The organism is Planctomycetota bacterium (assembly GCA_039819165.1).
Taxonomy (GTDB): domain Bacteria; phylum Planctomycetota; class Phycisphaerae; order Phycisphaerales; family UBA1924; genus JAHCJI01.
In genome coordinates, this window is sequence record JBCBSM010000001.1 from 1,235,927 (window position 1) to 1,261,261 (window position 25,335).

Below are 25,335 nucleotides of genomic sequence, written 5' to 3' on the forward strand. Positions count from 1 at the left end.
CACGTCCAGCGCGCGGCGACGCGACCTCGTGATACCCCCCGGCGCGGACCGGACCAGCCGCCAAGCGGCCGATGTCTCGGCATGTTCCGTCGAATCCCGGCGGGCGGGCGACGATGGAAACGGATCCAGGGATCCGGGTAGCAGGCGGCATCGGGTCGGACGGGCCAACCGCGCGAACCATGGCCGAGGGGGACACCCCGGCCGGGCCACTATAACACGTTCCTTAGTCCGCGTCTCATATTCCGGCGGGGATTCGTCCGGGGGTGTCCATCGGGGGGACTTTGGCCCGAGGTCGGAGCGACTAGCCGGCCTTGCGACGCGAGCCCATGCCCGTGCTCGTGTTCACGTAGGCGGTGATCTGGCGGACGATGAAGTCGCGGTGCTCGGGATGGGCCGAGAAATCAAAGGCGAAGCCCAGATGCAGGTTCTGGGCGCTATCCAGGTGCTGGTGCACGCAGCGAGCGGTGACCGCGAGCGGGCCGGGGACCCGCTGGCCCAGGTCGACGCGGAGCCAGTAGCGTCCGCGCGAATCGAAGGAGTGCCGCTCGCCCGGGCCGACGAGCAGGCCGGCGCCGCCGCCGCCGATGTTCACCAGCTGGCCCCGGAAGGCGTTGCCGACCTCGGGCAGCAGGGTCATGGGCTCGCCGCTCGCGCTCGCGCCGCCGTCCTCGAATGGGATGCGGCTGGCGACCTCGGCGGCCACGGCCGACTGGGTGTCCAGGAGCGACCAGCCCTCGACCGGCGGCAGGTCGAAGCCCGCCGTCGATGCGCGATAGAAGTCCCGCCGGTGGCACCGCTCGACGGCCTCGGGCACCGACAGGTGCAGCCGCCCCTGCATCTCGCCGGGCGTGGGCTCCATGGAGCGGGTGCGGAACATCCAGCGGTTCTGGCCGATGGACATCGCCACGACGAGATCGACGCCGGGCGGGAGCCGCATGGTCTGGCCCAGCGCCATGGGCTGCTCGACGACGAGCCGCTCGTCGTCGAGCGCCAGGAGGTGGACCCGCCAGACGAGGTTGGTCAGCCCGCGCTGCTCCTCCGCGGAAGTGTCGACGCTGATCTCCAGCGTGCCGCGGCGTTCGCGGATCTGGTGCAGGCACTCGCGCCAGCGCTCGGTGCGTGAGCGATTCGGGTTCATGGCTCCCCCGCGTGCGGTAGGCCCTGCCGCCTCGGGAGTATCGAGCGAAACGGCCCGCGTCTTAAGAGCGAACGGGCTCGTCGGGCTCGGCCCGGGCCGCCTGCCGCAGCCGGCCGCCCGCCTCGGCGATGGACGTGCGCAGGTCGCGGGCCTCGTTCGCGTCGATCTGGCGGCCGCCGAAGTGGGCCTCGTACAGCCGCTCGACGATGCCCACGAGGCTCCGCGGGCCCGGGTAGTCGCCGTCGGCCGGGCTATCGGAGCCGCCGTCGATGCCGCGAGCATGGGCGAGCATGGGCGTCCAGGCGGGCTTGGGATGGCCCGCCCGCTCAAGGGCACGCAGCAGGTCGGCCGCGAGGGTGCCCGCGCCGCCCAGCGCCCGGACCCGGGGCCGGCGGGCGACGCCGACGCCCGTGCGCCGCAGGAAGGCCTGCGCGGCGATGGCCATCCCGATAACCCCGCAGAACGCGATGACGCCCGCGAGCGCCGCCTGCACCACGCCCACCCAGCCCGACCCCCGGACCCGCTGCAGGAAGTCCGAGATCGAGCGCAGCGGGGCAAGCTGCGGCTCCTCGTCGTTGCTCGCGCCCAGCACCCGACGCTGCGACCCACGATCGAAGGACACCACCGAGTCAACCCAGAAGAACTCGATGGCGTCGATCCAGCGGCGGACCATGCCGGCGAGGTCCAGATCGGGCTGGTGGATGCGCTCGAAGTCGTCGGGCGGCGTGGGGTCGTGCGTCCGCCACTGGTGCTGGGCGTGCTCGACCTCGACCCAAGCGTGCGCGTTGCTCTCGCGGACGGTGTACCAGCCCGAGCCCTGGCTGAACTCGACGGCGACGTATCCCGTGACGACGCGGGCGTTGATGCCCACGCTGCGGCACATGGCCGCCATGGCCGAGGCGAAGTACTCGCAATGGCCCTGCTGGCCCTCGAAGAGGAACCACTCGATCGGCTCGCCTTCGGCCCGCTGGATGTCCAGCGTGTAGCTGAAGCCCAGCAGGTGCTGGCGGATGGCGTTGGCCGCGGCGGTAACCTCCGGGATGGTGCGAGGCCGGCGCCCGGTGGGCAGCCCGTCGGCGGCGAGGATCTCGTTTGTCAGCGTCCGCACGCGCTCGGAGGGAAAGTCCACGCCCCGCCACCAGGCGCCGTCGGTCGCGATGCGGTCGGGCCGTCTCGAGCCGAGCAGTCCCGAATCCACGCGGTAGGTCAGCGTGTTGGCGTTCTCGTCGAAGCGCATCGTGTGCCGCGCATTATCCTGCTGCAGGTACAACCGCTCGGAGAATCGCCAGGAGATGGGCTCGAGGATGCTGTAGACCAGGTCGCTCTTGCGGGGCTCGGATCGCAGCTTATATTCCTGCACGACGAGCGCCGCCGGCATGTTCTGCGGCCAGCCCACCTGGTTGTCCGGGCCGGTGGTTTGGACGCGTTGGATCGAGCGCGTCCGCCCCTCGCCCCGGTCGTCGTCGCGGGTCCAGCGGCCGTCCTCATAGGCGTCGAGGACGGCGCCGCGGAGGTGGTACACGCGGTTGGGGCTGCCGAGGTTGCCCTCGCTGCCATCGGTGACCCGCAGGTCCAGCACGATCTCCTGGGATTCCGATATGAGGCCCGCACGGCCCAGCCGGACCTCCTCGGAGAAGCCCGTGCGCCGGCCGCCCGCATCGCCCGCAACATCGAGGAAGCCCGGAGCCAGCCCGCGGGGCACGAGCACGAAGACGGCCGCCGCCACGAGCGAGGCCGACACCGTGAGCCATCCGGTCATCCGCCGCAGGCCGCGAGAGATGCCCGCGCCGCCGCGATCGCGGCGGCGGCGTTCGGCCCCGAGACCGCGCTGGTAGCGCTCGGCGCGCTCCTCGGCGGCGACGACCTGCTGGAGCAGCGCCGTCCACACCAGCAGCGGGCAGAAGACCAGCAGCAGCAGGCCCACGAGCAGTTGGAGGCTGGTGAGGATCGCGCCAAAGGCGAGGAACACCGCCAGCGCGAGCACCTCGGCCGAGTCGCGGGACGAGCGGTTGTCGAACAGCTTGACGACCAGCAGGGCCGTGAGCATCTCGGCCACCCGCTCGACGTTGAACCCCCCGCCGAGGGTCGCGAGCCCAAGCCCCAGTCCCACCGCCAGCAGCAGCACGCCGTTGATGAACATGCGAGGCACCGTGGGCGCCCAGGGCTGGCCCGCGGCCCACCAGCAGCCGAAGGCGGCGGGCAGGGCGGCGATGGCAACCAGCGGCGCCTCGGCGGCCACCGCATAGGCGGCGATCGCGACGAGCGCCGTCCATAGCAGCGCGGTGCGCAGCGTGCGTTGCAGTGTCATGGCCGCTGGCCTGTTCGTGCCGCGGGGGCGGCGGGTTCGGGGGCGGGTTCGGCGGCGTTGTCACCGGGCTCGGGGAAGAGCAGCCTGAGGTGGTCCACGGCTCGGCTATCCGCGGCCAGCCGCAGCAGGTCGCCCGGCCCCAAATGCACCGCATGCTCGCCGCCGCCGGCACCAGACCCGGGGCCCAGCGCGAGCACCACGCTGCCCTGACCGCTGCGGAGGGGCCGGAGGGCGTCGCCCTCGCGATCGGCAAAGCCGTACGAGCCCAGCCGACGCAGCAGCCCGCGGCGGCCGGCGGCGGTCGTCACCGAGCCCGTGGCGATTCCCGCCGCGGGCACCACGAGCCCCACCGCGACCGCGCGGCGGCCAGCCTCGGCGATGATCGACGCCGCGAGGGCGAGCAGCCGCTCCGCGTCGTCCTCCCGGCGGGCCGCGAGTTCTTGAGGCAGATCGAGCTGGATGACCAGCCGTCGCGGCAGCCGCGCGCACCGCTGCTGCACGACCAGGGTGTCGGTCCGGGCCGACAATCGCCACGCGATGTCGCGGACGCGGTCTCCCGCGCGGTACTCGCGGACGCCGTAGAGATCCTCGCCCGCACCGGGCGCGGCGATGAGCTCGGTGCCGTCCTGCGTGGGCGCGATGGCGGCCTCGAGGAAGTCCTGGCGGAGCCGCGCCATCGCCGGCGACGCCAGGCTCGGCTGCGGCAGGTCGAACGTGACCGACTTGCGGGCCACGCCGAACGGAAAGGTCGTCGACACCCGCACGCGGGCCATCTCGAACGGGCCCCGCCGGTGCACGAGCGCCAGCGTCTCTGTCCGCGCCGTCCGCCGCGGCGGGATGCGGCTCAGGCTGGCGACCGGCGCCCCGGCCAGCGGCCAGGAATCGCCGCCGTTCTTCGGCGGCAACTCCTCGATGAGCAGCGCGTACGCGGGGACGAACCGGTTGTGGTTGTGGATGCGGTACCGCAACGCGAAGGGCTGGCCCGCAACGACCTCGCCGACGTCGTCGCGCTCGATGGTCACGCCCATCAGCGACGTGCCGCTGACAAAGCCCGAGGCCATGAGGCCGCCGATGCCCAGCCCCAGTGCCCAGAAGAGCAGGTTGTTCTGGCTGTTGATGGCGCCGACGGCGACGAAGGCGGTCACCAGCACGTAGGCCACGCCCGGCAGGTGGACGTGGTAGCGGCGTGTCGGTCGCGGCGTCAGCGCTCGCCCCCGCCATCCGCACCCCCGCCGCCCGCACCGTCATCGGCCGGATCGCCCTCGGGCGCATCCCCCGAGGCCGGGCCGGCACCGGGCAGCGGCGTCATCGAGATGAGCAGCATCTTCTCGAAGGTCTGCAGCGAGGTCGTCCGGCTGACGCGGGTATAGCCGTCCGCCGTCGCGACCACGCGGACGGCGCCGCGGGCCATCCGCTCGCCGGGCGTGTCGACCGAGAAGCGGCCGAACTCGTCGGTCTCGGTATCGGCGATGAGCTGCCCGCTGCTGGCGAGCGTGACGCGGACCTTGGCGCCGGGGATGCCCGACGTGTCGGTCTTGGGCTCGTCGCGGTTGAGGGCCGCGACGAAGGGCGTGGGTCCGGGGATCACGAGCCCATCGAGCTTCGGCGTGTTGCAGCCGGCCGCGAGCAGCGGCGCGGCGATGCAGACGAACAGCGCGGGCAGCGGGCGGAGCATCCGTGCGATCGGCGAACGAGGAGACGGCATCATGCGTCCTCCGGGGTGGCGTGGCTAGGCGAGAGGCCAGCCGACGGGCCGGCCGACCCGCCGGCCGACTTGGTGGGCAGTTCCTTCAGCGACGCCAGCCCGAACAGATCGAGGAACTGGCGGGTCGTGCCGTACAGCATCGGTCGGCCGAGCTCCTCGGCCCGTCCCTTGATGGCGATCAGCTTGCGATCGAGCAGCGAACGGAGCACCTCGCCGCAGGCCACGCCGCGGATGGCCTCGATCTGGGCCCTCGTGATGGGCTGGCGGTACGCGATGATCGACAGCGTCTCGATGGAGGGCCGGCTGAGCCGCTGGGGCTGGCGTGCACGATCGAAGGCCGCCACCACCCGGGCGTGCCCGGCGGCGACCATCAGCCGGTAGCCGCCGGCGAGCTTCTCGACGCGGGCCGCGCGGCCCTGGACGTCGAGCTCGGCGTTGAGCGCCGCGACCAATTCATCCAACGCCTCGGCGGGCGGGCGACCGGCGGCAAAGGCCTCGGCCCCCTCGTCGATGGAGAGCGCGTCCCAGGCATCCTGCGCGGTCACGGCGCGTCCCGCGGCGAGCAGCACGGCCTCGAGGTTCGCGGCGAGCGCCGACGCGGCGGGGGAAACCGCCGCGGCATTGGCGGCGTCGTGCTCGCTGGTGGCCGGCATCGCCGATGCTAGGCCCCGCCCCCGGGTACACCGCCCCGTCGGCCGCCGCCGCGAGCCGACCGGCTATCGTGGGCGATGGACGAGGGCGCCGCCACGCTCCCATCGCGGCAGCACGCGTACGACGGCCTGCCCGCGCTGGACGAGGCCACGCTGCACCGCCGCCGCGAGGGCGTGTTCCTGGTGCTCGCGGGGCTGTTCCTCGGCACGCTGGCCATGCTCAACATCCTGGGCATCACCCGCTTCATCGTGTTCGCGTCGTGGTCCGAGGGCTCGGGGCTGTCGTGGGGCCGGTGGGGCGAGATCAGCTTCGCCGTCGCCGTCGGCGTGCTGCCCTACCCCATCACGTTCCTGTGCACCGATTTCATCAGCGAGCTCTACGGCCGCCGCCGCGCCAACCTGGTCGTGTGGGTCGGATTGCTGCTGAACCTCTGGGTGCTGCTCGTGCTGTGGGTCGGCGGCGCGCTGCCGATGCAGCCCGACGTCGTGAGCTACGGCACCGACGCGCTCGGCCGCGAGGTGCTAGCGCCGCCGCTGCCCGAGCCGGTGTACGACGAGACCGGGGCCTTCGTCCGCTTCGACGAGGACTGGACGTTCTACCGCGTGCGGATGCTGACCTTCGGCGCGGTCGCCGCATCGATGATCGCCTACCTTGCGGCGCAGCTGGTGGACGTCCACGTCTTCCACTTCTGGAAGAAGCTCACCAATGGCCGGCACCTGTGGCTGCGGAACAACGGCAGCACGCTGGTCAGCCAGCTGGTGGACACGACGGCGGTCATCCTGATCACCCATTTCTACGCCAAGGCCCTGCCGGTGGACGCCGCGGCACCCATCGGCCGGCAGCTGCTGCTGTTCATCGCGACCGGCTACGTGTTCAAGCTGGCGATGGCGCTGCTCGACACGCTGCCCTTCTACGTGGGTTCCCGGATGCTGGCCCGATATCTCCGCCTGCCGCCGCCGCACGCCCTGGCGAGGCACTCACCCGCCGCGGCGGTCGAGGCCGGGGTCGGATGAGCCGATGCTCTCGATGGTCCTTATCGGAGGGTCTACGGTCCCCTCCGCAGGACCACGGAGGAGCCGGATCATGCCGAAGATGCGTTGGATCGTGCCGCTGCTCGTCGCCACCCTCGCGGTGCCCGTGCTGGCCCAGGATCGTGCGACCCAGGATCGGGCGGCTAGGAGCGGTCGGCTCGCCCCGCTGACCGCCGCGGACGTCTCGCACCTGCCCAGCGAGCCGTACGACTACTTCGGCGGCCTGCGCTTCGACCGCGGTGTGCCCACGCCCGAGAGCGTGATCGGCCATCGCATCGGCGAGCGCTTCACCCGGCACCACCAGCGGATCGACTACTGCCGGGCGCTGGCCGACGCCTCGCCCCGCGTGCGATTCCACCAGTACGGCGTGAGCCACCAGCGGCGGCCGCTGGTCTACCTGACGATCTCCAGCCCGGCCAACCTGGAGCGGCTGGACGACATCCTCGCCGCCAACCGCGAGTTGGCCGAGCCCGAGTTGCTGTCGCGCACACGGCGGGACGAGATCATCGCGAACAACCCGGCCATCGTCTGGTACAGCTTCGGCGTGCACGGCAACGAGGCGAGCTGCGGCGAGGCCTCGATCCAGTTCGCCTACACGCTAGCGGCGGCGACCAACCCCGAGATCGACGACATCCTCGACAAGACCATCATCGTCGTCGATCCGCAGCTCAACCCCGATGGCCAGATGCGGTACGCCAACTGGTACCAGAACGCCCGGGGCGTCGACCCCGATGCGACTCGCTTCGCCCACGAGCACAACGAGCCCTGGCCCGGCGGCCGCACCAACCACTACCTCTTCGACCTCAACCGCGACTGGGTCTGGGGCGTGCACCCCGAGAGCAGCTCCCGCGTGCGGGCCTACCGCGAGTACCTGCCGCACCTGCACCTGGACTACCACGAGCAGGGCTACACGAGCCCCTACTTCTTCGGCGAGGGCGACACCCCCTACAACCTCAACATCCCCCAGGACACCAAGGACTGGGTGGCGCTCTACGGCCGCGAGAACGCCCGGGCCTTCGACCGCGAGGGCCTGGTGTACGCGACGCGGGAGCGCTTCGATTACCTGTATACCGGCTACGGCAAGGTGCTGCCGGTGTACCACGGCGCGGTTGGGTTGCTGCTGGAGAAGGCCGGCCACGGCCGCGCGGGCCTCGCCATCGAGGTCAGCGATCAGTACACGCTCACGCTCAGCGAGCGGGTGCGGCACCACTTCATCACCGCGATGAACTACGCCGAGGTCACCGCGGCCAATCGCCAGGGCCAGCTCGAGCGCTTCGCAAAGTTCTGGCGGGACAGCGTCGACGCGGTGCGGCCCGGCCCGATGGCCTTCGTCATCTCGAACGCCAACGATCCCGCGCTGCTCGAGAAGGTCTGGGACTTCTGCGACCTGCACGGCATCCGGATCGATCGGCTTACCCAGACCGTCACCACGGACGCATTCGAGACCTACGACCGCGGCGAGACCGTCGACGACCTGACGCTGCCCGCCGGCTCCTGGGTGATCGACGCCCGCCAGCCCATGGGCAACCTCGTGCGCGCGATGTTCGAGCGCGAGACCGAGATCGAGGACCCCGATACCTACGACATCACCGCGTGGAGCCTGCCGATTAGCTTCGGCGTCGACGCCTGGCACAGCATGCGGGCCTTCGAGGGACCGACCGAGCGACTCGCCGACTGGTCGCCGCCGGAGGCCCGCATCACGGGCGAGGGCGGCGTCGCGCTGGTCATCGACGCCGGCCAGCACCACTTCCCAGCCGCCGTTGGCCGGGCCGTTGCGCACGAGCTGTTCTGCCGTGTGCTAGGCGATGCCGTCGAGGTCGACGGGAAGCGCTTCGCCGCCGGCAGCCTGCTCATCCACCTCATCCGCAATCCCGACCGCGACGTCGACGCCTTCATCGACGAGGTGCTCGCGCTCGGCGTCAACATCCACCGCGCCAGCGAGGGCTTCACCGCCGCCGGCCCGCACCTGGGCAACAACGCCAACCCCATCATGCGGTTGCCGAAGGTGCTGCTGGTGACGGGCGAGGGCACCAGCAGCAACAGCTTCGGCCAGCACTGGCATCTACTGGATATCGAGCAGCCCTTCCCGCACACGCGTGTGACGCGGAGCCAGCTGGCGTCCATCGACCTAGATGACTACACCGTGATCGTCATGCCCTCCATGAGCGCGCCGAGCGAGCGGGCGGCCGAGCGCATCGCCGCGTGGGTGCGCGGCGGCGGCGTGGTGGTCGCCAGCGACGGGGCGGCCCGCTGGGCGATCCAGAACCTCGCCAACGCCCAGAACGAGGACGACGAGGACGACGACGAGCCCGATCCCAACACGAAGACCTGGGCCGAGCGCGAGCAGGACTCGATCGACAATCGCGTCGCCGGCGCAATGGCGCTCACCACCGTGGACACCAGCCACCCGATGGCCGCCGGCGTGCGGCCCTGGATGGGCGTGCTCGTCCGCGGGCTGACCGAGCTTCCGATCCGCGAGACCGCCTATGTCGTCGCCCGCTACGACGACGCGCAGCCGATCATCTCGGGCCCGGTCAGCGAGGCCAACCAGGACCGCATGAAATCGCTGCCCTTCGTGGTGCACCACCGCGTGGGCGGCGGCGCGGTGATCTGCTTCGCCGAGGACGTCACCATCCGCGGCTTCCACCACGCCGGCATGCGTCTGCTGATGAACGCGATCGTGTACGGACCGACGCTAGGGCGGCTCTAGGACGCGGCGGCTACTCGTCGGGCGTCGCCGGCTTCATCGCGAAGACGCGGAAGTCCGTCGGCGACGTCGGCAGGGGCGACAGCAGCACGTAGGGCCGATCGACGCTTGCGGTCCGGCGGGGGATGTAGTCCTCGGCCAGCACCCGGCTCGCGCGGCCGGCGTTCTGGCCCGTGGGCGTCCACAGCACCAGGCCGTCGGGCGTGGCGCAGAGCGCACGACCGCCGCCCGCACCCACCGCCGCCACGCCGTTGGGCGCCAGCGACACCAACGTCCGCCGCGCCGCATTAACCGCAACAACGCGCTTCGTCGCGGGGTGAAAGACCATCGGACCGAGTGCCTCGCCCGCCGACGCGCCCGAGGCCGACGCGGCGACGATCTGCTCGGCGCCCGCGAGCGAGCCCCTGCCCGAGAGATCGAATCGCCGAACGATCCGCCCGAGCGAGCGGTCGCTGGACGCGGACAGGTCGATCAGCACGATCTGGATCGAGTCCGGCCGCACGGCGAGGCACGTCGCGTGCCGGCCGTCGGGCGCCATGAGCGGGTACACGAGATCGGCGCCGGGCAGCCGCAGGGCGCGCTTGGTGCCGTCGCGGTCGCGACGGACGAGCTCGAACCGGCCGTCGCCAACCGGACGCTCGCCGTAGAGCACCGAGCCGGCGGGGCCGAGCACGGCGTGCGCGTGGACGGCGGGTCCGCGCTCGATCCAGGTGATGCCGCCGCCGGTCCAGCTCGCCCGGCCGATCCAGCGGGAGCCGTCCGGCCGCGGCGATTCGACGAGGAAGCCCAGCGTGTCCGCATCGCGTCCCAGCAGGATGGGCGCGTTGGCGTCGAAGACCTCCTGCTGCACGCCGTCGGGGCCGAGCTCGATGATGGCGACCGAGGATGATGCGTCGCCATCGGCGCCGGGAGCCCCGATGCGGAGCGATCGCGGAGCCGCCGGCGGCAGCTGCGTGGCGGCAGAGCGTCCATCGGGCGAGATCAGCGGCAGCGTCACGCCGTCGTAGGGAATGGTGCCCAGGCCGCTGAGCGCCACGACGATCCGCGAGACGTCGGTGCCGCCCAGCACGGGCCGCGCAATGGGCCGATCAAAGATCGGATTGCGCGAGCCCCCCGGGGCGTCCGCCCGCTCGGTCACGCAGCCCGCCAGCGCCATCACCGCCGCAGCGCCGGCGAGCACCGCTGGTGCGCGCACGCTCACGGTTCCTGGCCGTCGTCGGCGGGCGGGCCGAAGCGCTCGGGCTCCTCGATGTCCACGACGCCGTCGAGGCCCAGCGTCTCGCTGAGGCTGTCGAGCCGATCGATGTAGGGCTCGTTGAGCAGCTCGGCCTCCTCGGCGTTCTCGACCACCAGCGGCGTGATGAACACGAGCTGCTCGGTGGTGTTGGTGACGGTCTCGCTCGAGCGGAAGAGCCAGCCCAGGAGCGGGATGTCGCCCAGCACCGGGATCTTGCGCCGCAGCACGCTGTCCTCGTTGCGGAGGATGCCCGAGATCACCAGCGTCTGTCCGCTCTGGATGATGAGCTGCGTCGTGGTCTCGCGGCGATCCACGACGACCTGGCCCGACGCGGCGTCCTGCCCGGGCGCGATCGTGCTCAGCTCGACGTTGACCAGCAGGTCCACGTCGCGGTTGGGCGTCAGCCGCGGCCGCACCCGCAGCTGGATGCCCACCGCGCGATACTCGAAGCCCTGCGTCAGCGAGCCGACGTCGGTGGTCTGCGCCTCGGTGATAAAGGGGATGTCCTGGCCGTCGAAGAACTCGGCCTCTTGATTGTCGCTCGTGAAGATCGTCGGGCGGCTGAGGATGTTGACGTCGGTCTTCTCGCCGAGCGCCTGGAGCACCGCATTGAGGTCCACGCCCACGTTGATCACCGACGTATCGAAGGCGGCGCCGAAGAGATCGCCCTCGCTGGCCTCGGTGGTCGAGGTGAAGGAGATGGCGTTGTCGATCCGGCTGAGCGGGATCGACTCGCTCGACCACCGCAGCCCCACGACCTCCGCATCGTCGCGGCTGACCTCGGCGATGACCGCCTGGATGAGCACCTGGCGGCCCGGACGATCGAGCTGCTCGATCATCTCGACCACGGCGTGGCGGTACTCGGGCGGCGAGAGGATCATCAGCGCGTTCTGCCGCCAGACCGGCACGATGCGGAGCCGTCCGATCAGGTTGGACGAGCCGGCGTTGTCGGTCTGCTCCTGGGAGGTCTGCCACCAGAACGTGATCTCGCCCGGATCTTCTTCCGGCACGTCGCCGTCCTCGTCGGCGTCGCCCGAGAATGGGCTGACGCCCACGCCGCCGGTGTCGGACAGCCCCGTCTCCGAGCGGGGGATGGACGCGAGCGTGCCGTCGAGGGCGAGCAGCGCGTTGAGCTGCTCGGCCAACTCCTCGGCCGACACGTGCTTGAGCGGCACGACGACGGGTAGGCCCACGGTCTTGGGGCGATCCAGCTCGCGGATGATGTCGTCGATGACGGCGAGGTTGTCGGGGCTCTTGGCGACGACGACGAGCTGGCCCGCCGACGGGATCGCCTCGAAGGCGAACTGCCCCGCCAGCCGACCAACGCCCTGCGATTCTCCGGTGCTGGCCCCCGCCTGGCCGCCCCGGCCGCCCTGGCCGCCGGTCGCCGGCGCCGCGGCGGCCTCGGCCTCGCCGAAGAGTCCCTCGAGCAGGTCGCGCACCGCGATGGGATCGCTGTTCTCGAGCGTGTAGATGCGGGGGACGACCGCCTCGTCGGGCAGGGGCAGGTCCCACTCCTGCTCGATCAGGCCGCGGATCTGGTCCAGCACGCCCTGCTCGGCGGCCACGGTCACCGCATTCTGCTGGGTGTTCGACGTCACGCGCAGGTCCGCCGTCGTGGAACCCGAGGAGCCCTCCTCGTCGCCGCCGCCGCGGCGGAAGCCGCCGAAGAAGCGGTTCTGCTGATTGTTCTGGTTGGTGGAGGTGCCGCCCTCCTCGCTGAACAGCTCGGTGATGTTGGCGGCGATCTGCTCGGCGTCGGCGTACCGCAGGCGGAACGTCTGGGTGACAAGCGCCCGCGAGCCCGGGCGGTCCATGCCGTCGATGAGCGCCTCGATGCGCCGGAGCAGCCCGATGTTTCCCAGCACCGCGATGTGGTTGGAGCTCTCATCGACGGTGATCTTGGCGTACTCGGGGAGCGTCTCGCCGATGGCCTCGCCTAGATCGACGGCGACCGAGTTCTCGATGCGGAAGACCTTCTCGGCCATGGCGCCCAGGTCCCGGCGGCCCTCGACCCGTTCGTCCGGGCCGATGACCGGCACGTCCTGGCGGACGACCTCGTTGATATCCCGCAGGATGATGATGTCATCGGTTTCGACAACGGCCACGCCGTCCTGCTGCAGCGCGAGGATGACCAGATCGAGCGCCTGCATCCGCGGGATCGGACGGTCGCTCATGACCGTCACGCGCGCCGGCAGCCGAGCCTCGGGCACGATCACGACCTTGCCGGTCGCCTCGACGATGAACGGAATCAGATCGTCGATCGATGCGTCCTGGAACGTCAGCGTCGCCGGCGGGCCCTCGAGCACGCGGCGGCCGTTGGCCTCGGGCTGCTGCGGGACAGCGGGCTGGGCCTCGTCCTGCGCGCGCACGAGCGACGCGGCGAGGCCCGCGTGCGCCACGAGGCTCGCGACCAGGACGGCCAGGGGCGTACGGGGCGTGATCCGGGATCGCGGCATGGGGCTTCCTTGGAACGTCTTCACGGCGAGCGGCCCTCGTCTGTTGGCAGCACCACCGCATCGCGGGAGAGCAGCGGGATGTCGAACTCCACGTCCTTCCACACGACCCGCAGCGACCATGGCGCGGCCGACGCGAGCACCCGCAGGTCTCCGTCTGCCTCGCCGCCGACGACCAACTGGCGGTCGTCGTCGAACCACACCGAGCCGTTCACCACCGCGACGACCTTGGGCCCGCCGTAGGCGCTCGGCGGCGGTGGAGGCGCCGGCGGGGCCGCCGGCGGAGGCGGCGGGGCGGGGGGCGCGGGCGGAGGCGCCGGCGGCGGTGGAGGCGGCGGGGCCGAGGGCACGAAGAAAGCCGACCGCCCGTCGAAGGCCGACCGATAGCCCGCGGTCACGTCGCCGCTCGCCATGCGGCCGGCGGCCGAAGCCCCATCTTCCGGCACGTCGACCAACACGGACCGGACGGCGGCGGCGGCGCTCCACGCGAGCGCCACGCCCGCGGCCGCGCCGCACAGGCCCACGAGCATCCACGTGCGCGGCGTCGCCCTCATGGCCGGCTCCGGCTGCGTGCGCCGCCGCGTTGCTCGCCCTCGGCGAGCGCCCAGGCGACGACCGTCATCGTCGCGTTCACCGAGCGAGTGCCATCGCCGGCGTTGCGGACCACCAGCCGAGTCAGCCCCGCGATGGCCGGATCGCCCTCGAGCGTGCCCACCGCGTGCGCCAGTTGCTCGGGCGAGGACACGAATTGCACCGTGCTCTCGAGCTGCACAAGCGATCCCCGGTCGCCGTAGGCCCGCGTCGCCGGCCCGTCGGGCAGGACCCGCGTCGAGGTGTCGGTGCGAGCGTCCCGCACGCCGGCGTCGCGCAACGCCGCATCGACCGCACGGTTGAGCGCGATGGCCCGTTCGCTCCGCGGCTCGGGCGCGTGGATCGGGCCGTGCAGCCGCGAACCGAACGCGATGGTGCGTGCATCGGCCTCGGCCCGCTCGCCCATCTCGGCGACGGCTCGGATCCTGGCCTCGGCCTGCTGGGCGTCTCGAGAAGCCCCTACGACCGCATCGACGATCGGTTCCGCGACGGCGAAGTAGGCCGCGAAGCCACCGACCGCCCACAGCGACCATCGCATCGCGCGGGGCAGCCGCCGGTAGGCCGCCACGAGCCCCCCCGCCGGTGCCGTCGATGGATCCGACACGCCGGTCATCCGCCGCTCCCCATCGATCGGAACCGCTCGCGGAGGGTGCTGGCCTCCTGAGCCAGCCGGGCGCGGGTCTCCTCGTCGTTGGATTCGTCGCGCGACGCCCGCAGCCGCTTCTGCCACTCCCGCATCAGCTCGCCGCGGTCCATCGAGTCCAGCTGGACGTCGGTCAGCGGCGTGGGCACGCCATCGACCGATGGCGGGCTCTCGCCCGACGGACGTCGATCGGTGTTCGCGGCGCGGGCGACCTCGGCCCCGCCGGCGCTATCAGCCGCGCGGTCCGCATCCGAGTCGCCCGCGGGCGGGCGGGCCGGCCGCCGGGTGGCGGCGGAGGACGAGGCGGTGCGACGCGGGCCGGCGTCGGCGTCGCGGGTGCGCAGCGGCGCAGTGTCGTTGCGTCCGCGCTCGCCGTAGAGCACGACGGCCAGCGGCGTGGCGGCATAGTCCGTCCCCAGCGTGGCCCGTGCCGATGCGTCGCGGATCGCGCAGCTCAGCTGGAAGGTCACGGTGCCGTCGGTGGTCTCCCGGCGATCGATGGTCACGCCCGAGAGCGTGCCGAGCGCGTTGAGTGCCGCCTCGTACTCGGTGACCAGCCCCTCGGGCGGACCATCGAGCGGCGGCGCATCGGGCGCCACGAACACGTAGCCCTCGATCTCGATGCCCGACCGCGCGTCCGCGCGGACGCTCTCGAGCACCACGTGCACCGGCGCCGCCGCGGTGACCTCGGCGAGCATCTTGGACATCGGCAGCACCGTCGCATCGAGCTGGCGGTAGAGCGCCGCCTGGCGGGCGGTCTCCTCGTGGGCCTCTCGCGCGGCCTCGGCGCGATCGAGCCGGGCCGACAGCACGCCCTGCCGCGCCATCGCGCCCATCAGCGGCGCGAGCAGCACGATCGCGATGCACGCGGCGCAGATGGCGGCCACCCGCCTGGGTGACGACAGCAGTTCGTCCGCACGCTCGGCCAGCGTCGGTCGGGCCTCGGGCGGCGAGCACCGCATGCCGACGAGTGCCCGCGTGTGCGGGTCCGCCTCCAGCGCCAGCAGGCCCGCAACCGCCGGCAGCAGCATGGCCGACCGGTGATCCGCGGAGGACCATCCCGCCAGGCGTACGCCGATGATCGCGTCGAGGTCGTCGCTGGCGGCGATCCTGCGATCGTCGCGCTGCGCGGCCAGCCGCTCGGCGACGGCGGACCCGGCCGAGGCGGGGATGCCCGCCGCCGCGCACGCCTCGTCCAGCCTTCGGGCCGCCGACGCGATGGGGTCGCCCGTCGCGGCGTCCTCGTGCAGCGTGCGGATGACCAGGCCCTCGGGCCCGCTGGCGGCGACGGCGAGCACGCCCGAGGCCGCGTCCTGCGCGGCCACGCATCCGCCGGCCAGCGTCGCGGCGTAGCCGAGCGCCGCGCCCGCCGAGACGAACCGGCATCCCGGATGCCGCGGGTCGTCGTCGTGGGGCATCCACGCGGTGAGCACGGCGGTGCGGCCCGACCCGCCCCCGGCGTCCGCCGGCAGCGCGCCGCAGGCCCGCCGCCACGCGGGCACCCGCTCGGGCAGCTCGCCCTCGGCGAGCACCGCGAGCGCCCCGCCCAGGGCATCGCTGGCCATGGGCTCGAGCGGCCGCGTCCGCACGAGCCCGCCGCTCCACGGCGCAACGGCGACGAGCCGGCCGCTCTCGATCTCCGCGGGCGGATCGTCGGCGAATTGCGACGACACCAGCCGCGGACGGCCGCCGCTCGCGTCGATCTCGACGATGGCATACCGATCGCCCACGCGGTCGAACGCCACGACCCGCTCGAGGGCACGCCCCTTCGCGGCGCGGCCCCGCCTGGGACCCGGGGCATCTGGTCTGGCGTTTCGTTCGGCCAACGCGGCTCCTTATCGAACGATCAGATCCTGGATCGTGACCGGCAGCCGCGAGCGATCCACCACGGCGATGACCTCGACCTCCACGCCCGAGGCCCGGTCCCGGCCCACGCTCCGCACCACGAAGGTCGAGCTGCGGAAGCAGAACTGGGACAGCAGCTGCTGCACCCGGCCCCGCGTGAGATCGGGGATCTCGAGCAGGTCGGCCGCCGTCCGGAATCCCAGCGGTCGCCCGTTGCGCTCGGCGATGAGCGCATCGGCGATCGAGGTCGTCACCCCCGGCGCATAGCCCAGCACGTCTTCGTGCACGGTGTTGATGTTGATCCGCCCCGGCAGCCTTGGGCCCGCGGCGTCGAGCCACTCGCCGTCGATGGCCGCCTCCTCGAGCAGCAGCCCGAGCTGCTCGTCGGTCAGGTCGGGCACGTCGGCGTTGATGATCTGGTTGCCGATGCCCCGCAGCGACGATAGATCGGTCGTGACAAGCGCCTCGAGCGAGGACGTCGGCAGGGCGGCATACTCGCCCAGCACCTCGGCCTGCTCGCCGGACATCCCCGTCCGCGCGACGAGGTCGCCCGTCCCCAGGCCCAGACCCAGGCGGACCTTGGGCTCGCCGCTCAGCCCGAGCGTGGTCTCGCTGGGCAGCACCGTGATGATGCCCGACCAGCCGGCGTCCAGCTCGCCGTCGGCGTCGTCGGGCGGCCAGGTGTCACCGCCGTCGTTCTCGTTGGGGTCGAGCACGCCGTTGAGGTTCCAGTCCTCCTCGCGCACGTCCGTGGGAAGGATGCCCGAGATCAGCTCCAGCTCCTCGATCGTCTGCGGCACGCCGTTGCGGGGCTCGTAGGGGTACGGCTGCGAGAGGTACACGCCCAGCTCGGCGCCCAGTGGCGAGGTGTCGTCGTCCTCGTCGGCCCAGTCGATGATCCGCGAGATCAGGTCCTCGGTCATCGATGGCAGCCAGAACAGGTCCTCGGCGGTCATGCGGGACACGTGGATGCGCCCGTGCGCGTCGGACGGGCCGGCGAGGCGATCCTCGCGGTCCCAGGTCTCGATGTCGAACGAGGCCCGGTCGCCAACGTCCATCGCGGCGTCCTGCGCGAGCCGCTCGTAGACGTGGAACGCATCCGAGGGGTGCGGATCGCGGGCGTCGTCGGCCAGGATCGCGATCGCCTGCTCGACGCCGGAGATCGCCGCCCAGCGGGCGTGCACCTCGGCCACGCTGTCGCGGGCGCCGAAGGCCTGCCCCAGCCCGGCGGACTGCACGCCCATGACGAGCACGGCCGCCAGGCCGATGACCCACAGCACCACGACCGTGGCGAAGGAGCGCCGCGTCTGGCCGCCGGCATTCACGGGGCACCCCCGCCGAGCGTCTCGGCCAGCGTCGCCTGCGCGTGCACCCGGGGCAGCGAGGCCACCCGCCGCGCCGTCGCGGTCGCCCGCCCGTCGGCCGACCGCGCGACCACCTCGATGACCACCATGTGGGGCAGGCCCAGCGCATCGGAGTCCCACTCGGCGTAGTAGCCCTCGGCGTCGGCGGCGAGGATGGACAGCGACGCGATGCCCGCCGCGACCTCGGTCGCCACGCCGCCGGCGTCCTGGAACTCGTCGAAGGCCATGTCCCGCCGCCGCCACAGCGCCGGGCCGTCGGCACCGTCGACCACTCGGTAGCCGATCTCGAACTCGCCGCCATCGCTTCGCAGCGACAGTTGATCGACCGGCCGCACGGGCTCGAGGCCGCGCGCGAGCACGGCGATGGAGTCCCGCGCGTCGCCGCGGCCGCCGTCGCGGATCAGCAGCCGCGTCTGCGCGAGATCGAATCGCCGCAGCGTCTGCAGCACGGACCGCTGGACCATCTGCGCGGCACGGTCGGCGTTGGTCCACGCGTCGGCGCGCGCACGCGATGCCGCACGGGAGCGGCCGAGCTGGTCCAGCGTCGACACGAGCAGCCCCGCGATGAGCGCAAGCACGGCCGCCGCGGCGAGCGTCTCGACCAGCGTGAACGCGGCACGGCGTGTGCGTCTGCGGGGCATCAGCGGTCGATGGGCTCCGGAGGCTGGCGGTTGGGGTCGGGATCGTCGCCCAGGCGAGGGGCGATCAGGGCCCGCAGCTCGAAAGAACGCGGCCGGCCACCGCTGGATTGCCACGAGACCCGCACCAGAACCTCGTCGGCGTCGCCGGCGCTGCCCTCGTCGACGTCCACGCGGTAGCCGTAGCGGGCGAAGGGCGGCGACGCCGTGCCGCGGGCGGCGATCACCGTCCGATAGTCCTCCGTGCCGTACGCGTGCACGATCGACATGATCTCGTCGGCGACCATGGCCGCCTGGCGGAGCTCGCCGGCCTGCCGCTGCACCGAGATGGCCCGCACCGACACCGACAGGATCGCCGCCAGCGTGATGCCGAGCAGCACCGTCCCGACGATGACGTCGACCAGCAGGAAGCCGCGCCCCGAGCGCCGGCGGGCTACCACGGCGCACTCTCCAGGCCCGAGGCGTCGAGATCGATGCGGCCGGGCGGCCGAAGGTCCCCACCCTCTGCGACGACGGCCCGCAGCGCGCCGGGGAATAGCGTCACGAAGACCTCGTCGCCGCCGCGGCTGAGGCCGAGATCGAGCCCCACGCCCCCGCCTACGGACGACAGCTCGACGACGTAGGGCTCGCCGCGCACGGCCACGCCGTTGGCGAACACCCGCGAGACCCGCCCGCCGTCGAGCGTCACCGGCGGCAGCAGCGGATCGCTCCGCCACGCCCACGCCTCCCGGCCCCGGCGGTCCCGCTCGAGCACCCGCCGCTCGACGCGGACCGCATTGGCGTCGGCCCGCACCCGCAGCGGCTGGGATGACACCGCCTGGCGGCCCGCGGCCCTCGACAGCAGGTCGGCCACGTCCGCCGCCTCGGCATGGAGCGTGCGACTTCCGAGGCTCAGGGTGCGCGGCACGGCGACGGCCATCACGATCCCCACGACCAGCAGCGTGATCAGCAGCTCGAACAGCGTGAAGGCGCGGTGCATCGGCGGTCCATCACGGCGCGGCGACGTCGGCGTCCTCGCCATCGCCGCCCGGTTCGCCGTCCTTGCCGTAGCTCACCACGTCGTAGTCGAAGTTCTTCTCGCCCGGCGCACGGAGGACGTACGGATTGCCCCACGGATCGATCAGGTCGTCGACGCTGTTGAGGTAGGGCCCCTGCCACTTGTCGGCGCCGGCCGAGGGCGGCTCGATCAGGAAGTCGAGCGAATCGCCATCAGGCAGGCCCTCCATGTCGATGCGGTAGAGCTCGACGGCCTGCGCGATGTTGTTGGCGCTCGACTTGGCCGCGCCCTGGCGGCCCTGCCCGATGCGGCCGAACAGCCGGGGCACCACCACCGCCGCGATGATGCCCAGGATCGTGATGATCACGATCACCTCGATGATGGTGAAGCCGCGGCGGCGGCGTCCGCTGCGTTGTGCGCGTATCGGCATGGCGGGCGTTCCTCGTGTCATCCCAGGGCGCTCCCGGCGGCGTCCTGGAGTTCGAGCATGGGCAACAGGATGGCCAGTACGATGAAGCCGACCACCGAGGCCATCGCGATCACCAGCACCGGGGGCAGCACCGTCGTCACCAGCTTGAGGGTGACCTCGGTGCGCTCCTCCATGGCGCGGGCGGCGTGGCCCAGCAATTCCTCGAGCCGGCCCGACCGCTCGCCCATCGCGACGATCTGGACCAGCATGGGCGGAAAGTACCCGCTCCGCTCCATCGGGGTTGCCAGCGTCTTGCCGTGCGTCACCTGGTCGATCACGTCGTCGATCACGCCCTCGAGCGCCCGGTTGCCCAGCGTGCCCTTGGTGATCTTCAGGGCCTGCAGCAGGTTGATGCCCGAGCCGGTCAGCGTGCCGAGCGTGCGGGTGAAGCGCGACACCGCGACGTCCCGCGCCAGCGTGCCGATGAGCGGCAGGGCCAGCAGCGCCCGGTCGGTCTGCAGCCGGCCCTCGGGCGAGCGGCGCACCAGCACGAAGCCCACCACGGCAACCGCCAGCAGCCCGAGCACGAGCCACCACCAGCCCAGGATCAGGTCCGCGAAGGCCTGCACGACCTGCGTGGGCCAGGGCAGCGTGTCGATGGCGCCCGCAGCCTCGGCCAGGATCTTGGGCGCAATCACGGTCGCCACCAGGATGATCGACGCAACGCACAGCACCACGAGCAGCGCCGGATAGATCGTCGCACCCATCACGGCGCGGCGCAGCCGCAGGTCGCGCTCCAGCAGGTCCGCCAAGTGCGTGAGCACCTCGCTCAGCCGGCCCGAGGCCTCGCCCGCGCGGACCATGCTGACCGCCAGATCACTCGCCACGCCGGGCTCGGTGGCCATGGCGTCGCCCAATCCGCGGCCGTGCTCGACCTGGTCGATGATGCGGTCCATCAGCGCCCGCTGGCCGCCCGAGCGCCGCTGCCGCGCGATCAGCCGCAGCGCCTGCACGAGCGGCAGGCCCGCATCGAGGCCGGTCGCCAGCTCGCGGACCATCGAGGCCCGCTGCGCACCGCTGAATCGGCCGCCGAGCGAGAAGCTCGCGGCCTGGCCCGGCGACGCCATCGCCTCGGCGCTCGAACCGGGCGCGCTCGTGCCTTCGAGCGACTCGACGGCCAGCGGCGTCAGGCCCCGGCGGCTGATCTCCCGGATCGCCGCCGCCCGCGAGGGCGCATCGACGACCGAGGCATCGCCCCCGCCGGCGGTCTGCACGCGGAAGCTGGGCATCAGCGGGCCCCATCCGCGGCCGGACCATCGCCGGCGGACTCCGAGACGGCGTCCTGCGTGGCGCGGAGCACCTCGCCGACGGTGGTCAGGCCCCGCGCCGCCTTGCGGAGGCCGTCCTGCCGCATCGTGATGTGGTCGGCCGATGCGGTCCGGAGCAACTGCTGGGCGTTCATCCGCTCGGTGATGGCCGCCCGCATCGCCCGCGTGACGGTGAGCACCTCGTAGAAGCCGATGCGGCCCTGGAACAGGTCGGGGCCGGCGTCGTGCGAATCGATCGGCTGGCCCGTTGCATCCGCGAAGAGCGCCCGCTCGTCGGGCGTCAGCCGCTGCCACTCGCTCTCGAGCGGCTCGTGGGGAAGCGCGTACTTGGGCGCCAGGCGCCGGCCGAGCCGCTGGGCGATCGCCGCCTCCAGCACGCTGGCGAGCAGGAAGGGCTCGATGCCCATGTCCAGCATCCGCCCCACCGCGCTCGCGGCATCGTTGGTGTGCAGCGTCGAGAGGATCAGGTGGCCGGTCATCGCCGCCCGCACCGAGATCTCGGCGGTCTCGCCGTCGCGGATCTCGCCGACCATGATCACGTCGGGGTCCTGCCGCAGGATCGACCGCAGTCCCGACGCGAAGCTCAGCCCACGCTTGGGATTCACCGGGATCTGGTTGACGCCCTCCAGCTCGTACTCGACGGGATCCTCGATCGTGATGATCTTCTTGCGGGGGTCGTACAGCTTGCTGAGCGCGGCATAGAGCGTCGTGGTCTTGCCCGAACCAGTCGGCCCGGTGACCAGCACCATGCCGTGCGGGATGGCGATCAGCCGATCGACCTCGCCGCGGTCCTCCTCGCGCATGCCGAGCGTCTCGAGGTCGAGACGCAGGCTCTGCTTGTCGAGCACGCGCATGACGATCGACTCGCCGTAGATCGTCGGCGCCGTCGACACGCGGATGTCGATCTTGCGGCCGTCGAACCGCAGCGTGATGTGGCCGTCCTGCGGCGCGTACCGCTCGGCGATGTTCATGCCGGCCATGATCTTCACGCGGCTCGTGATAGCCGGCTGCAAACGCTTGGGCGGCGAGTCCTGCTCGACGAGTACCCCGTCGATGCGGTACTTGACCTTGAGGTCCCGCTCGAAGGGCTCGACGTGCACGTCGCTGGCCCGCAGCCGGATGGCCTCGAGGATGACCAGATTGACCAGGTTGATCAGCGACGGCTGCTCGGCCATCCGGTGCAGGTCTTCGGCCTCGATGGACTCGAGGTTGGCCAGCATCTCGTCGTCGTCGCCCGCCTGCCCGAGGTTGGCCGCCATCGCGGCGGCGGTCGTGCCGTACTCCCGCTGCACGAGTGCGCGGAAGGCCGGCTCGGCGATCGCCACGGGCGCGACGGGCCTGCCGGCGAGCATCGAGGCCTCGTCGGCCGACGCCCAGTCGCTCGGGTCGAGCATTGCCAGCACGAGGCGGCCCTGCCGCTCGCCCACCGGTGCCGCGTGCAGCCGCGCGACGTCGTCGCCCGATAGCAACCGCGCAATCGACGGCTCGACCGATGGTGGCTCGGTGAGCATCGCGGGCGGATCCGGGGGCGCACCGGCCGCGCCGTTCGCGACGGGCGATCCACTCGCGCCCGACGCGGCGTCACCGCGCGCCGGCGGCTGGCCGTTGGCCGGCGCCGCGGCGCGCGTCTCCCCTGCCACCGCCGATGGCTCCAACTGGGTCAACCTCCCCCGCCGAACTGGCGGATCACCGCGTCGGCGTCGAAACCCGACGAGGCGGACTTGGGCAGCCGCTCGGCCTGCTCGGGCGTGAGCAGGTCGCGGAGTCGCTGCTCGAATCGCTCGTCGATGGACTTGCGGTCGGCCGCGGCCTCGGTCGTCTTCGTGTCGTCGCCGCCCCAGCCGAACCAGGTGTCCTCGCCGGACTGCTGCTCGTCGATGGCCTCGGACCACCGCTGGTTGACGGGCGCCGCCTCGCGGGCGTATGCCTGCCGCAGGGCCTCGAGGCCCTCCCGCTGGGCGGTGTCTAGGTCGTCGAACTTCCCCGCGGCGTCCATCAATCGCTCCGCGCTGCTCTCGCGGTAGACCTGCGGCCAGGTCCGCCGCTTGACCTCCAGGTCCCAGATCGGCTGCTGTTCGGGCGGCAGCGCCAGCTTGACCTGCCGGGCAAAACGCTCGTTGATGCCCTTGGCTTGCAGGCCAAGCTCCCGCATCGTGGCCATCTGCTCCTGCCAGGTCTCCATCATGGCCCCGCCCCACAGGTCCTCGTCGGGGTCGGCCATCTTCTCGAGTTGGGTGCGGCTGGTGCCGAGCATAAGGTCGATGAACCGCTTGTTGACGCCGTCGATCTCGGTCTCGTAGCTCTGCAGCGCCGCGGAAACGGCCTCGTTGTCATCGACCTCGGACTGCTTGCGGATCGCGTACAGGTCGATGCCCGCGCCGCTGATGGTGCCCATCTGGGAGGCCACCTCCCGCCGCCGCGCCCGCTCGACGCGGACGAATGCCTCTTCCTGCGCAGGCTCGAAGGCCAGCATCTTCAGGTCGGCCATGAAGTCGCTCTCGAGCGTGTCGGCCCGGTCCATGAACGCGAGCATGATCTTGCCGATCGCGGGCATGGACGCCTCCCAGTCCCGCGTTTCTTGCATCTCGTCCTGGATCTGCCGCATCGCCTCGCTGATGGTGTCGACCATCTGCTTGTACTCGTCGAGATAGCCCTCGTGGAGCATCATCATGGTGCTCCGCTGGTCGCCGTCGAAGCGCATCAACTCGCCGTAGCCGCTGGCGGCATCCCGCGAGATGGCGTAGTCCATGAACTCGCTGGCGTCGCCGCCCATGCCCATGCCGAACTGGGCTCGGGCCGGGCTCGCCGCGGCCAAGACCAGCCCGACCGCCAGGGCGGCCAGCCCCAGCATGAAACCACACGACGACCGCCGGCACGCGAGGCCACGATCGCGCCACGTCTTCTGCAATTGAATTCTCATATATCCCCCGATGCCGCGGCCGGCGAATGCTGGGCCGCACGGGTGCGTATTCCGCTCCGGCGGCATCCCGTTGCACGTCCGCGATCGGGCGTGCGTTCGGTAACCCGTCCCAGTCTAACAGCTTACCCGCCGATCCGGACGCCCCTCGACCCCGAAATCTGCGGCACGAATACCCCCGGAGCGGGCTCGTTGTCGGCAGCCGGCAGCCCCTCGAGCTGCGCGGCGGACAGGATCGCCGCGAGCCGATCCTCGATCCGCCGATCGAGGCCGGCCAGCGAATCCCCCGCGCGACTCCGGGCGGTCTCCTCCTCGCCTTCGCCCACGAAGTGGATCTGAACGCCGGGCGGCATGGTGCTCTCCGCCTCCTCCTCCCGCTCGCCGGCGACCCAGGTGGCCCGGATGGCGTCGGCCTCGTGCACGTGCCGATCGCGGAGCGCGACCAGGTCGGACCGCTGGGCGTCGTCGAGGTCCTCGATCGCCAGGGCGGCCTCCAGCCGGCGCTCCGCGGAGGTCGGCCGGTACACCCGCGGGAAGCCGCGCTCCAGCCAGGCGGTCCGCAGCGCGGCGGCGGGCTCGTCGCCCAGCACGCCCGCCAGGGCCCGCAGCGTGGACTCGCCCGACGCCTCGATGCGGGCATCGATCGCCCGGAGCTGCGCGAAGGGATCGTCGGCCCCGTCGTCGACGGCCAGCATGATCAGCATGTCGCCCTCGGGCTCCTCGATGGCCTCCGCGCGGCGGGCTCGCTCCTGCAAGGCGGCATCGACCCGCAACTCCCATTGGCGGAGGATCTCGGCCGCGTCGGAGTCGCCCGCAGCATCAGGGTGCACCTCGTGCAGCAGGTCCTCGATGTCCACGCGGGCGAGCGCACGCGACGCCTCGCCCAGCGACTTGTCCCGCCGGTAGCGGCGCTCGACGCGGGGCCAGCGTTCGTCCTGCTCGGGCGTGAGCATCGCCCGCAGATCGCCCAGGAGCATGGACTCGAGTTCGTTGATGGCGCTCGCCCGCGCGTCGCTCACCTCGGCCATGCGTCCCAGCAGGTGTTCGATCTGGCCCTCGTCCATGTCCTCGCGGACGCGCTCGATGGCCGCACGGAAGGCGTCGTCGGCCGCGACGCGGCCCGAGCGGAAATCCTCGAAGAGCGTGCGGGCGATGTCGCGCTGGGTCTCGTCCAGCTCGAGGTAGCCCGCGTATCGCTCGACGGACTCCAGCGAGAGCCGCGAGGGGCCCGCGCCCCCCATGCTTACGCCGCGGGTCATGACCACCGAGCGTTCCTGGGCCAAAGCCAGGGGTGGGAGCAGCGTGCAGGCGAGTGCGACGATGGCGGCGGCGCGCAGCATGGTCGGTCTCCGGGATGGCCGCCCGCGGAT

The 25,335-nt window shown here is 72.0% G+C and carries 21 protein-coding genes; 2 read left to right on the forward strand and 19 right to left on the reverse strand.

Annotated elements, in window-relative coordinates; all coding sequences use genetic code 11:
- Nucleotides 1-301: 301 nt before the first annotated feature.
- From AAFX79_05425 to scpB, 5 genes are all read right to left on the reverse strand, one after another.
- Nucleotides 302-1,138, reverse strand: coding sequence for a hypothetical protein (locus tag AAFX79_05425; GenBank protein ID MEO1007984.1), 837 nt, complete (start codon nt 1,136-1,138; stop codon nt 302-304).
- Between the two features lie 61 nt (nt 1,139-1,199).
- Nucleotides 1,200-3,446, reverse strand: coding sequence for a DUF3488 and transglutaminase-like domain-containing protein (locus AAFX79_05430; GenBank protein MEO1007985.1), 2,247 nt, complete (start codon nt 3,444-3,446; stop codon nt 1,200-1,202).
- Nucleotides 3,443-4,606 carry a DUF58 domain-containing protein gene (locus AAFX79_05435; protein ID MEO1007986.1) on the reverse strand — a complete coding sequence of 388 codons (1,164 nt, stop codon included), beginning with the start codon at nt 4,604-4,606 and terminating at the stop codon, nt 3,443-3,445. The genes AAFX79_05430 and AAFX79_05435 overlap by 4 nt, the downstream gene beginning before the upstream one ends.
- Nucleotides 4,607-4,647: 41 nt before the next feature.
- On the reverse strand, nt 4,648-5,154 hold the full coding sequence (locus AAFX79_05440; GenBank protein MEO1007987.1) for a carboxypeptidase-like regulatory domain-containing protein: 507 nt from the start codon (nt 5,152-5,154) through the stop codon (nt 4,648-4,650).
- Nucleotides 5,151-5,804, reverse strand: a complete 654-nt coding sequence (gene scpB, locus AAFX79_05445) for an SMC-Scp complex subunit ScpB (protein MEO1007988.1) — start codon at nt 5,802-5,804, stop codon at nt 5,151-5,153. Before scpB ends, AAFX79_05440 begins: the two co-directional genes overlap by 4 nt.
- A gap of 75 nt (nt 5,805-5,879) precedes the next feature.
- Here scpB and AAFX79_05450 point away from each other — a divergent pair, with 75 nt between their 5' ends.
- Nucleotides 5,880-6,815: a queuosine precursor transporter gene (locus AAFX79_05450; protein MEO1007989.1), complete on the forward strand. Its 936-nt coding sequence runs from the start codon at nt 5,880-5,882 to the stop codon at nt 6,813-6,815.
- Nucleotides 6,816-6,885: 70 nt separating this feature from the next.
- Nucleotides 6,886-9,543, forward strand: a complete 2,658-nt coding sequence (locus AAFX79_05455; protein ID MEO1007990.1) for a M14 family metallopeptidase — start codon at nt 6,886-6,888, stop codon at nt 9,541-9,543.
- Between the two features lie 10 nt (nt 9,544-9,553).
- Here the strand turns inward: AAFX79_05455 and AAFX79_05460 are convergent, their stop codons facing one another.
- The 14 genes from AAFX79_05460 to AAFX79_05525 all read right to left on the reverse strand — a co-directional run bounded on the left by AAFX79_05460 (nt 9,554) and on the right by AAFX79_05525 (nt 25,305).
- Nucleotides 9,554-10,735, reverse strand: coding sequence for a hypothetical protein (locus AAFX79_05460; GenBank protein ID MEO1007991.1), 1,182 nt, complete (start codon nt 10,733-10,735; stop codon nt 9,554-9,556).
- A gap of 2 nt (nt 10,736-10,737) precedes the next feature.
- Nucleotides 10,738-13,236 carry a secretin N-terminal domain-containing protein gene (locus AAFX79_05465; protein MEO1007992.1) on the reverse strand — a complete coding sequence of 833 codons (2,499 nt, stop codon included), beginning with the start codon at nt 13,234-13,236 and terminating at the stop codon, nt 10,738-10,740.
- A 20-nt stretch (nt 13,237-13,256) separates the two neighbouring features.
- Complete coding sequence (locus tag AAFX79_05470) at nt 13,257-13,787, reverse strand: hypothetical protein (protein ID MEO1007993.1); 531 nt, start codon at nt 13,785-13,787, stop codon at nt 13,257-13,259.
- Nucleotides 13,784-14,437: a hypothetical protein gene (locus tag AAFX79_05475; protein MEO1007994.1), complete on the reverse strand. Its 654-nt coding sequence runs from the start codon at nt 14,435-14,437 to the stop codon at nt 13,784-13,786. Before AAFX79_05475 ends, AAFX79_05470 begins: the two co-directional genes overlap by 4 nt.
- On the reverse strand, nt 14,434-16,212 hold the full coding sequence (locus AAFX79_05480) for a hypothetical protein (protein ID MEO1007995.1): 1,779 nt from the start codon (nt 16,210-16,212) through the stop codon (nt 14,434-14,436). The genes AAFX79_05475 and AAFX79_05480 overlap by 4 nt, the downstream gene beginning before the upstream one ends.
- A 90-nt stretch (nt 16,213-16,302) precedes the next feature.
- Complete coding sequence (locus AAFX79_05485; GenBank protein ID MEO1007996.1) at nt 16,303-17,637, reverse strand: helix-hairpin-helix domain-containing protein; 1,335 nt, start codon at nt 17,635-17,637, stop codon at nt 16,303-16,305.
- Nucleotides 17,634-18,317 carry a hypothetical protein gene (locus AAFX79_05490; protein ID MEO1007997.1) on the reverse strand — a complete coding sequence of 228 codons (684 nt, stop codon included), beginning with the start codon at nt 18,315-18,317 and terminating at the stop codon, nt 17,634-17,636. The genes AAFX79_05485 and AAFX79_05490 overlap by 4 nt, the downstream gene beginning before the upstream one ends.
- Nucleotides 18,317-18,754, reverse strand: coding sequence for a type II secretion system protein (locus AAFX79_05495; GenBank protein ID MEO1007998.1), 438 nt, complete (start codon nt 18,752-18,754; stop codon nt 18,317-18,319). The genes AAFX79_05490 and AAFX79_05495 overlap by 1 nt, the downstream gene beginning before the upstream one ends.
- On the reverse strand, nt 18,748-19,293 hold the full coding sequence (locus AAFX79_05500; GenBank protein MEO1007999.1) for a type II secretion system protein: 546 nt from the start codon (nt 19,291-19,293) through the stop codon (nt 18,748-18,750). Before AAFX79_05500 ends, AAFX79_05495 begins: the two co-directional genes overlap by 7 nt.
- 10 nt (nt 19,294-19,303) lie before the next feature.
- Nucleotides 19,304-19,741 carry a type II secretion system major pseudopilin GspG gene (gene gspG / locus AAFX79_05505; protein ID MEO1008000.1) on the reverse strand — a complete coding sequence of 146 codons (438 nt, stop codon included), beginning with the start codon at nt 19,739-19,741 and terminating at the stop codon, nt 19,304-19,306.
- Nucleotides 19,742-19,758: 17 nt separating this feature from the next.
- Entirely contained in the window at nt 19,759-21,009 is a 1,251-nt protein-coding gene (locus AAFX79_05510) for a type II secretion system F family protein (GenBank protein ID MEO1008001.1), read from the reverse strand.
- The gene (locus AAFX79_05515; GenBank protein MEO1008002.1) at nt 21,009-22,688 is read right to left on the reverse strand and encodes a GspE/PulE family protein; all 1,680 of its coding nucleotides are present in this window, start codon (nt 22,686-22,688) and stop codon (nt 21,009-21,011) included. Before AAFX79_05515 ends, AAFX79_05510 begins: the two co-directional genes overlap by 1 nt.
- Nucleotides 22,689-22,708: 20 nt before the next feature.
- On the reverse strand, nt 22,709-23,899 hold the full coding sequence (locus AAFX79_05520) for a hypothetical protein (protein ID MEO1008003.1): 1,191 nt from the start codon (nt 23,897-23,899) through the stop codon (nt 22,709-22,711).
- Nucleotides 23,900-24,090: 191 nt separating this feature from the next.
- A complete protein-coding gene (locus tag AAFX79_05525) occupies nt 24,091-25,305 on the reverse strand; it encodes a hypothetical protein (protein ID MEO1008004.1) in 1,215 nt (404 codons plus the stop codon).
- Nucleotides 25,306-25,335 lie beyond the last annotated feature (30 nt).

Excerpts from the sequence above, each read along its gene's own strand:
- AAFX79_05425 (MEO1007984.1), bottom strand. The coding sequence starts at position 1,138 with ATGAACCCGAATCGCTCACGCACCGAGCGCTGGCGCGAGTGCCTGCAC.
- AAFX79_05430 (MEO1007985.1), bottom strand. The coding sequence starts at position 3,446 with ATGACACTGCAACGCACGCTGCGCACCGCGCTGCTATGGACGGCGCTC.
- AAFX79_05440 (MEO1007987.1), bottom strand. The coding sequence starts at position 5,154 with ATGATGCCGTCTCCTCGTTCGCCGATCGCACGGATGCTCCGCCCGCTG.
- scpB (MEO1007988.1), bottom strand. The coding sequence starts at position 5,804 with ATGCCGGCCACCAGCGAGCACGACGCCGCCAATGCCGCGGCGGTTTCC.
- AAFX79_05450 (MEO1007989.1), top strand. The coding sequence starts at position 5,880 with ATGGACGAGGGCGCCGCCACGCTCCCATCGCGGCAGCACGCGTACGAC.
- AAFX79_05455 (MEO1007990.1), top strand. The coding sequence starts at position 6,886 with ATGCCGAAGATGCGTTGGATCGTGCCGCTGCTCGTCGCCACCCTCGCG.
- AAFX79_05465 (MEO1007992.1), bottom strand. The coding sequence starts at position 13,236 with ATGCCGCGATCCCGGATCACGCCCCGTACGCCCCTGGCCGTCCTGGTC.
- AAFX79_05470 (MEO1007993.1), bottom strand. The coding sequence starts at position 13,787 with ATGAGGGCGACGCCGCGCACGTGGATGCTCGTGGGCCTGTGCGGCGCG.
- AAFX79_05475 (MEO1007994.1), bottom strand. The coding sequence starts at position 14,437 with ATGACCGGCGTGTCGGATCCATCGACGGCACCGGCGGGGGGGCTCGTG.
- AAFX79_05490 (MEO1007997.1), bottom strand. The coding sequence starts at position 18,317 with ATGCCCCGCAGACGCACACGCCGTGCCGCGTTCACGCTGGTCGAGACG.
- AAFX79_05500 (MEO1007999.1), bottom strand. The coding sequence starts at position 19,293 with ATGCACCGCGCCTTCACGCTGTTCGAGCTGCTGATCACGCTGCTGGTC.
- gspG (MEO1008000.1), bottom strand. The coding sequence starts at position 19,741 with ATGCCGATACGCGCACAACGCAGCGGACGCCGCCGCCGCGGCTTCACC.
- AAFX79_05510 (MEO1008001.1), bottom strand. The coding sequence starts at position 21,009 with ATGCCCAGCTTCCGCGTGCAGACCGCCGGCGGGGGCGATGCCTCGGTC.
- AAFX79_05520 (MEO1008003.1), bottom strand. The coding sequence starts at position 23,899 with ATGCTGGGGCTGGCCGCCCTGGCGGTCGGGCTGGTCTTGGCCGCGGCG.
- AAFX79_05525 (MEO1008004.1), bottom strand. The coding sequence starts at position 25,305 with ATGCTGCGCGCCGCCGCCATCGTCGCACTCGCCTGCACGCTGCTCCCA.